The sequence below is a fragment of the Kitasatospora sp. NPDC059973 genome, from assembly GCF_042737525.1.
Classification (GTDB): Bacteria; Actinomycetota; Actinomycetes; order Streptomycetales; family Streptomycetaceae; genus Kitasatospora.
Genome location: NZ_JBHWUI010000269.1, coordinates 1 through 6,794, shown reverse-complemented (window position 1 = coordinate 6,794; position 6,794 = coordinate 1). Strand labels below are relative to the sequence as shown.

The 6,794-nt window shown below is 71.4% G+C and carries 4 protein-coding genes; 1 reads left to right on the top strand and 3 read right to left on the bottom strand.

Annotated features, from left to right (window positions below):
* Positions 1 to 238 precede the first annotated feature (238 nt).
* Both ACFWA9_RS37315 and acnA read right to left on the bottom strand, forming a co-directional pair.
* Positions 239 to 1,546, bottom strand: a complete 1,308-nt coding sequence (locus ACFWA9_RS37315; protein ID WP_352289205.1) for a glycoside hydrolase family 18 protein — start codon at positions 1,544 to 1,546, stop codon at positions 239 to 241.
* 185 nt (positions 1,547 to 1,731) lie between these two features.
* On the bottom strand, positions 1,732 to 4,392 hold the full coding sequence (gene acnA / locus ACFWA9_RS37310; RefSeq protein ID WP_380393685.1) for an aconitate hydratase AcnA: 2,661 nt from the start codon (positions 4,390 to 4,392) through the stop codon (positions 1,732 to 1,734).
* Positions 4,393 to 4,870: 478 nt separating this feature from the next.
* Here acnA and ACFWA9_RS37305 point away from each other — a divergent pair, with 478 nt between their 5' ends.
* Positions 4,871 to 5,524, top strand: a complete 654-nt coding sequence (locus tag ACFWA9_RS37305) for a superoxide dismutase family protein (protein ID WP_380393682.1) — start codon at positions 4,871 to 4,873, stop codon at positions 5,522 to 5,524.
* Positions 5,525 to 5,551: 27 nt separating this feature from the next.
* Here ACFWA9_RS37305 and argF read toward each other — a convergent pair whose 3' ends face one another.
* Positions 5,552 to 6,553, bottom strand: coding sequence for an ornithine carbamoyltransferase (gene argF / locus ACFWA9_RS37300; protein WP_380393679.1), 1,002 nt, complete (start codon positions 6,551 to 6,553; stop codon positions 5,552 to 5,554).
* Positions 6,554 to 6,794: the final 241 nt, after the last annotated feature.

Genomic DNA, 6,794 nt, shown 5'->3' with positions numbered 1-6,794 from the left:
GCGGGGCGCCCGGGGCCGGGCCCGGGGGGGGGGGGCCGGGGGCGGGGGTCTGCGCACCGCGGGCCCGCCCCCGGGGCGCCCCCGCCGCGGGGGGGGGGGGGGGGGGCTCCCGCGTCGGGGGGCCAGTGTAGGGGGATTCCGGATCGGGGGTTCCGCGTTGGGGGTTCCGCGTTGGGGGTCCCGCATTGGGGGTCCCGCGTCGGAGGCCGGCCGTGCGGGGGTCCCGCGCCGGGAGCGGTCAGCCGCGCTGGAGGCCGCGGTCCAGGGCGGCGAGCGCGCTGCCGTCGGCGTCGTCGCCGTCCAGCGACCAGACCATCACCCCGGCCAGGTCATTCCACCGGGTGTAGCGGGCCTTCTGGGTGAGCACCTCGGCGTTGTCGTAGCTGTAGAAGTTGGTGCCGTCGTACTTCCAGGACGCGCCGTGGTCACGGTCGGTGTAGACCTTGCCGGGCAGCCGGGAGACCTCGTTGTAGGTGAAGTCGGCGGTGGCCGCGGTGGCCGGCTGGTACAGGCCGCCCTGCTTTCCGGCCGCCACCCCGGTCCAGCCGTGGGCGTAGAACGGCACGCCGAGCACGGTCTTGGAGCCCGGCAGGCCGTGCTGGGTGTAGTAGTCGACCGCCTTGTCCGCACTGCGCTGCAGCGGCGACGGGTCCTTGGGGTCGGAGTACAGGTTGGCGTGGTGGGCGGCCGGGCCGGTGCCCTCCCACGGGCCGTGCAGGTCGTAGGTCATCAGGTTGAGCCAGTCCATCGAGCGCGAGAGCGCCGGCAGGTCCAGCCGGGCGGCGACGGTCTCGTTGGCGGCCACCGCGGCGGTCAGCAGGTAGTGCGGCCCCCTGCGGCCGCTGAGCTGGTCCAGCTGGCGACGGAACTCCTGCACCAGCAGGGTGAAGTTGCGGCCGTCCTCGGGGCGCACCACGTTGCCGGCGTCACCGCCGCCGCCCGGGTACTCCCAGTCGAGGTCGATGCCGTCGAAGACGCCGGCCGCGACGCCCTTGCCGCCCTCGGCGGTGCCGAGCTGGGGCAGGTTGCCCTTGATGTACAGGTCGACGCAGGAGGAGACGAACTTCCGGCGGGACTCCTCGGTGGCGGCGGCGTCCGAGAAGTACTTGGACCAGCTCCACCCGCCGAGCGAGATCACCGTCTTGAGCTGCGGATTCTCGGCCTTGAGCTTGCGCAGCTGGTTGAAGTGGCCCTTGAGCTTCTGGCCCGGGCGGTCGGCGACGCCGTCCACCGAGTCGGCGGCGGAGAACGGGCGCTGGTAGTCGTTCAGGGCGTCGCCCTGGCCGGCCTCGTTGGACTCGAAGCAGGTGCCCTCGGCGGAGACGTTGCCGAAGGCGTAGTTGATGACGGTGAGCTTCTCGGCCTGACCGGACTCCTGCACCCGCTTCGCGGAGCTGTCGGCGCCCCACTGGGTGAAGTAGCCGACCCGCTGCCCCTTCAGCTTCGGGCCGTGGTCACGGTCGTGGGCCTGGGCCGTGGGGGCCGCGAGGGCGGCGGCCACCGTGGCGGCGGCGATGAGGGCGGCGGTGCGACTGATCATGCGCATGGGAGAAGACCTGCGGCTTTCTCTGATTCAGCGTCAAATGGTCTGGACCAAGCTGAAACAGAGGTTTAGTCCATTCGGGCCGGACATACAAGAGGCCGGACCGCGTTGACGCGATCCGGCCTCTTGACTGCCTCTTTACCGGCGGAGCCGTTCTTCCTCGCTCAGCCCCGCCGCCCGTGCGGTGCTCAGCCGATCAGGCTGCGCAGCACATACTGCAGGATGCCGCCGTTGCGGTAGTAGTCCGCCTCGCCGGGGGTGTCGATGCGCACGACCGCGTCGAACTCCTTGCCGCTCCCGTCCGCGCCGACGGCCGTGACCTTGACGGTGGCCGGGGTGCGGCCCTCGTTGAGCTCGGTCACACCGGTGAAGGAGAAGGTCTCCTCGCCGGTCAGACCGAGGGACTCGGCGTTCTGGCCCTCCGGGAACTGCAGCGGCAGGACGCCCATGCCGATCAGGTTGGAGCGGTGGATGCGCTCGTAGGACTCGGCGATGACGGCCTTCACGCCCAGCAGCGCGGTGCCCTTGGCGGCCCAGTCGCGGGACGAGCCCGAGCCGTACTCCTTGCCGGCCAGGACGACCAGCGGGATGCCGGCGGCCTGGTAGTTCTGCGAGGCGTCGTAGATGAACGACACCGGCGCGTCGGCCTGGGTGAAGTCGCGGGTGTAGCCGCCCTCGGTGCCCGGCGCGATCTGGTTGCGCAGGCGGATGTTGGCGAAGGTGCCGCGGATCATCACCTCGTGGTTGCCGCGGCGCGAGCCGTACGAGTTGAAGTCGCGCTTCTCCACACCGTTGGCGGTCAGGTACTGCGCCGCCGGGGTGCCCGGCTTGATGTTGCCGGCCGGGGAGATGTGGTCGGTGGTGACCGAGTCGCCCAGCTTGGCCAGGACGCGGGCGCCGGCGATGTCGGTCACCGGGCTCGGGGTCTTGGCCATGCCCTCGAAGTACGGGGGCTTGCGGACGTAGGTGGACTCGGCGTCCCACTCGAAGGTGTTGCCGGTCGGGACCGGGAGCGACTGCCAGCGGTGGTCACCGGCGAAGACGTCCTGGTAGCCCTTGTCGAACATGGCCTCGTCGATGGAGCCGGCGACGGTGTCGGCGACCTCCTGCTCCGACGGCCAGATGTCGGCGAGGAAGACGTCGTTGCCGTCGGCGTCCTGGCCCAGCGCGTCGCGGGTGATGTCGACGTTCATGTTGCCCGCGAGGGCGTAGGCGACCACCAGCGGCGGGGAGGCCAGGTAGTTCATCTTGACGTCGGGGTTGATCCGGCCCTCGAAGTTGCGGTTGCCGGAGAGCACCGAGACGACGGCCAGGTCGGACTCGTTGACCGCGGCCGAGACCTCCTCGGGCAGCGGGCCCGAGTTGCCGATGCAGGTGACGCAGCCGTAGCCGACCAGGTTGAAGCCCAGCTTCTCCATGTACGGGAGCAGGCCGGCCTTCTCGTAGTAGTCCATGACGACCTTGGACCCGGGGGCCAGGGTGGTCTTGACCCACGGCTTGACCGTCAGGCCACGCTCCACGGCCTTCTTCGCCAGCAGGGCGGCGCCCAGCATGACGGAGGGGTTGGAGGTGTTGGTGCAGGAGGTGATCGAGGCGATCACGACCGCGCCGTTGTCGATCTCGTAGCTCGAACCGTCGGGGGCGGTCACCGCGGTCGGCTTCGAGGCCTCGGCCGAGTAGGTCGGCAGCGCCTCGGCGAACTTGTCGGCGGCCTCGGCCAGGATCACGCGGTCCTGCGGGCGCTTCGGGCCGGAGATCGACGGGACGACGGTGGAGACGTCCAGCTCCAGGTACTCGGAGTAGACCGGCTCGACCGACGGGTCGTGCCAGAGGCCCTGCTCCTTGGCGTACGCCTCGACCAGGGCGAGCTGCTGCTCGCTGCGGCCGGTGAGCTTGAGGTAGTTGATGGTCTCGGCGTCGATCGGGAAGATCGCGCAGGTCGAGCCGAACTCCGGCGACATGTTGCCGATGGTGGCGCGGTTGGCCAGCGGGATCGCGGTGACGCCCTCGCCGTAGAACTCGACGAACTTGCCGACCACACCGTGCTTGCGCAGCATCTCGGTGATGGTGAGCACCAGGTCGGTGGCGGTGGTGCCGGCCGGCAGCTGGCCGTTGAGCTTGAAGCCGACCACGCGCGGGATCAGCATGGAGACCGGCTGGCCGAGCATCGCGGCCTCGGCCTCGATGCCGCCGACGCCCCAGCCCAGCACGCCCAGGCCGTTGACCATGGTGGTGTGCGAGTCGGTGCCGACGCAGGTGTCGGGGTAGGCCTGGCCGCCCCGGACCATGATGGTGCGGGCCAGGTGCTCGATGTTCACCTGGTGGACGATGCCGGTGCCGGGCGGGACGACCTTGAACTCGTCGAACGCGGTCTGGCCCCAGCGCAGGAACTGGTAGCGCTCCTTGTTGCGGCCGTACTCGATCTCGACGTTCTGGACGAAGGCGTCCGGGGTGCCGAACTTGTCGGCGATGACGGAGTGGTCGATGACCAGCTCGGCCGGGGCCAGCGGGTTGATCTTGGCCGGGTCGCCGCCCAGCTCCTTGACGGCCTCACGCATGGTGGCGAGGTCGACCACGCACGGCACGCCGGTGAAGTCCTGCATGATCACTCGGGCCGGAGTGAACTGGATCTCCTGGCTCGGCTGGGCGTCGGCGTCCCAGTTGCCGAGCGCGCGGATGTGGTCGGCGGTGATGTTCGCGCCGTCCTCCGTGCGGAGCAGGTTCTCCAGCAGCACCTTGAGGCTGTAGGGCAGCCGCTCGGAACCCTCGACGGCGGAGAGCTTGAAGATCTCGTACGACTCGTCGCCCACCTGCAGCGAGCTGCGGGCGTCGAAGCTGTTCGCGGACACGACTGACTCCTTCTAGGTGCTTCGTGCGGTATCCGGCCGCCACGGTGGTAAGGTCAGCCTTACTTAGGCTGACCTTGCCCGCACCGCCGGTGAGCGCCCCTCGGCAAGTATCTTGATGTCGAGATATAGAGTAATGGGCAGTTATCTCGATGTCGAGATAAACCATAGTGCATGGCGGCGCGTCCGCCACGTCGGCACCACCTCCACGCTGCCCGCGCCCGGCACATCTCTTCCGAACCCCTCGTGACGCGGCCCCCAAGGCCGGGTGTCCAGCGGTGTTCGCGGGGCGGGGACCGGGGCTCCGGCGAGGCGGCGGCGGCGCGGGGACCGGGGTGGGGACCGGGCGCAGGCGGGGCGGCCGAGCCGGTGTGGGCGGCCCGGGAAGACCGGGCGCGTGCCGGGGGTGTCCGTTCGGTGGCGACCGCCGTTGAGCACGGCGTCCGCCGTACCGCTCGCCCGCTCCCCGGAAGGCCCGCCGATGCCCAGTCCGATCGCCGCCGCCCTGCTCCCGCTCGCCCTGCTGGCGCCCGCCGCCACCGCCGCGACCACTCCCCCCGCCCGGGCCGCCCAGGCCGCGCCGGCGTCCCCGCTCTCCGAGGGGTCCGGCGGCGCCGGGACCTCCGGTGAGGCCGCTGGCGCCGCTGACGCCGGGGCCCGGGTGGTCTCAGTGGTCGAGGCAGCCTTCGACCCGGCGTCCGCCTTCGTCCCGCCGACCGCGATCAGCCACGCCGCCGACCTGGTGCCGTACGGCTCGCACGTCCGCGTGGTGGTGGACCGCTCGGTGCCGGGGCAGACCCTGCTGACCATGACGGTGTCCGGGCTCGCTCCGGACCACGAGTTCCCGGCGCACCTGCACACCGGTTCCTGCGGGGCCGACCCGGCCGCCTCCGGCCCGCACTACCAGCACGCGGTGGACCCGGTGCAGCCGTCCACCGACCCCGCCTACGCCAACGACCGCAACGAGCTGCGGCTGACGCTGCGCACCGACGGCCGGGGCGCCGGCTCGGCGGCCGGCTCGGTGGCCTGGCGCCCCCGGCCGGGCGAGGCGCGCTCGCTGGTCCTGCACGCGGGCACCCCGGCCGGACCGCACGCCGCGGGCGACCGGGCCGCCTGCGTCAAGCTGAAGCTCTGACCGCCGCCAGGGGCCGTCCGGCGATCCCTATGACCCGAGGGTGGCGACCAGGACGGCCTTGATGGTGTGCAGGCGGTTCTCCGCCTGGTCGAAGACGATGGAGTGGTCCGACTCGAACAGCTCGTCGGTGCACTCCAGCTCGGCCATCCCGGTCAGCTCGTGCAGCTGCCGCGCGACCACGGTGCCCAGGTCGTGGAAGGCGGGCAGGCAGTGCAGGAACTTCACGGCCGGGTTGCCGGTGGCCCGGACGGTGTCCATCGACACCTGGTAGGGCCTGAGCAGCTCGATCCGCTCGGCCCAGACCTCCTTGGGCTCGCCCATCGAGACCCAGACGTCGGTGTAGAGGAAGTCGGCGCCGGCCACCCCGGCGGCGACGTCCTCGGTGAGGGTGATCCGGGCGCCGGTCGACCCGGCGAGCACCTCGGCCGCCTTGCGGACGTCCTCGGTGGGCCAGAGCGCCCGGGGCGCGACGATCCGGACATCCATGCCGAGCAGCGCGCCGGTGACCAGCAGCGAGTTGCCCATGTTGGAGCGGGCGTCGCCGAGGTAGGCGAGGGCCACCTCGGGCAGCGGCTTGGCGGTGTGCTCCTGGATGGTCAGCACGTCGGCGAGCAGCTGGGTGGGGTGCCACTCGTCGGTCAGGCCGTTCCAGACCGGGACGCCCGCGTGGGCGGCCAGCTCCTCGACGACCTCCTGGCCGTGGCCCCGGTACTCGATGCCGTCGAACATCCGGCCGAGCACCCGCGCGGTGTCCTTGATCGACTCCTTGTGGCCGATCTGCGAGCCGGACGGGTCCAGGTACGTGGTGGTGGCGCCCTGGTCGTGGGCGGCGACCTCGAAGGCGCAGCGCGTCCGGGTGGAGGTCTTCTCGAAGATCAGCGCGATGTTCTTGCCGCGCAGTCGGGGCTGCTCGGTGCCCGCGTACTTCGCCGCCTTGAGCTGAGCGGCGAGGTCCACCAGGAAACGGAACTCCTGGGGAGTGAAGTCGAGCTCCTTGAGGAAGTGCCTGTTCCGGAGGTTGAAGGCCATGCCGGGCTCCTGGGGTGACGTGGACGAACGGCGAAGCGGCAATTGTATACGACGCTTGGAATTTGTATGCAAAGCCTTCGCGGCAGTCCGGCCAGCCGGGGCCTGGGCACCCCCGGCCGCTCGGGCGAACCGGGCGAACCGGGGCGCGACCGGGCCCGCCGAGACGGGCGACGGTACCGGGCGCGGGGCGGGCCGGACTCCGCGGGGTGCCCGCGGGGCCCGGTCCGCCCCGGTAGCGCGG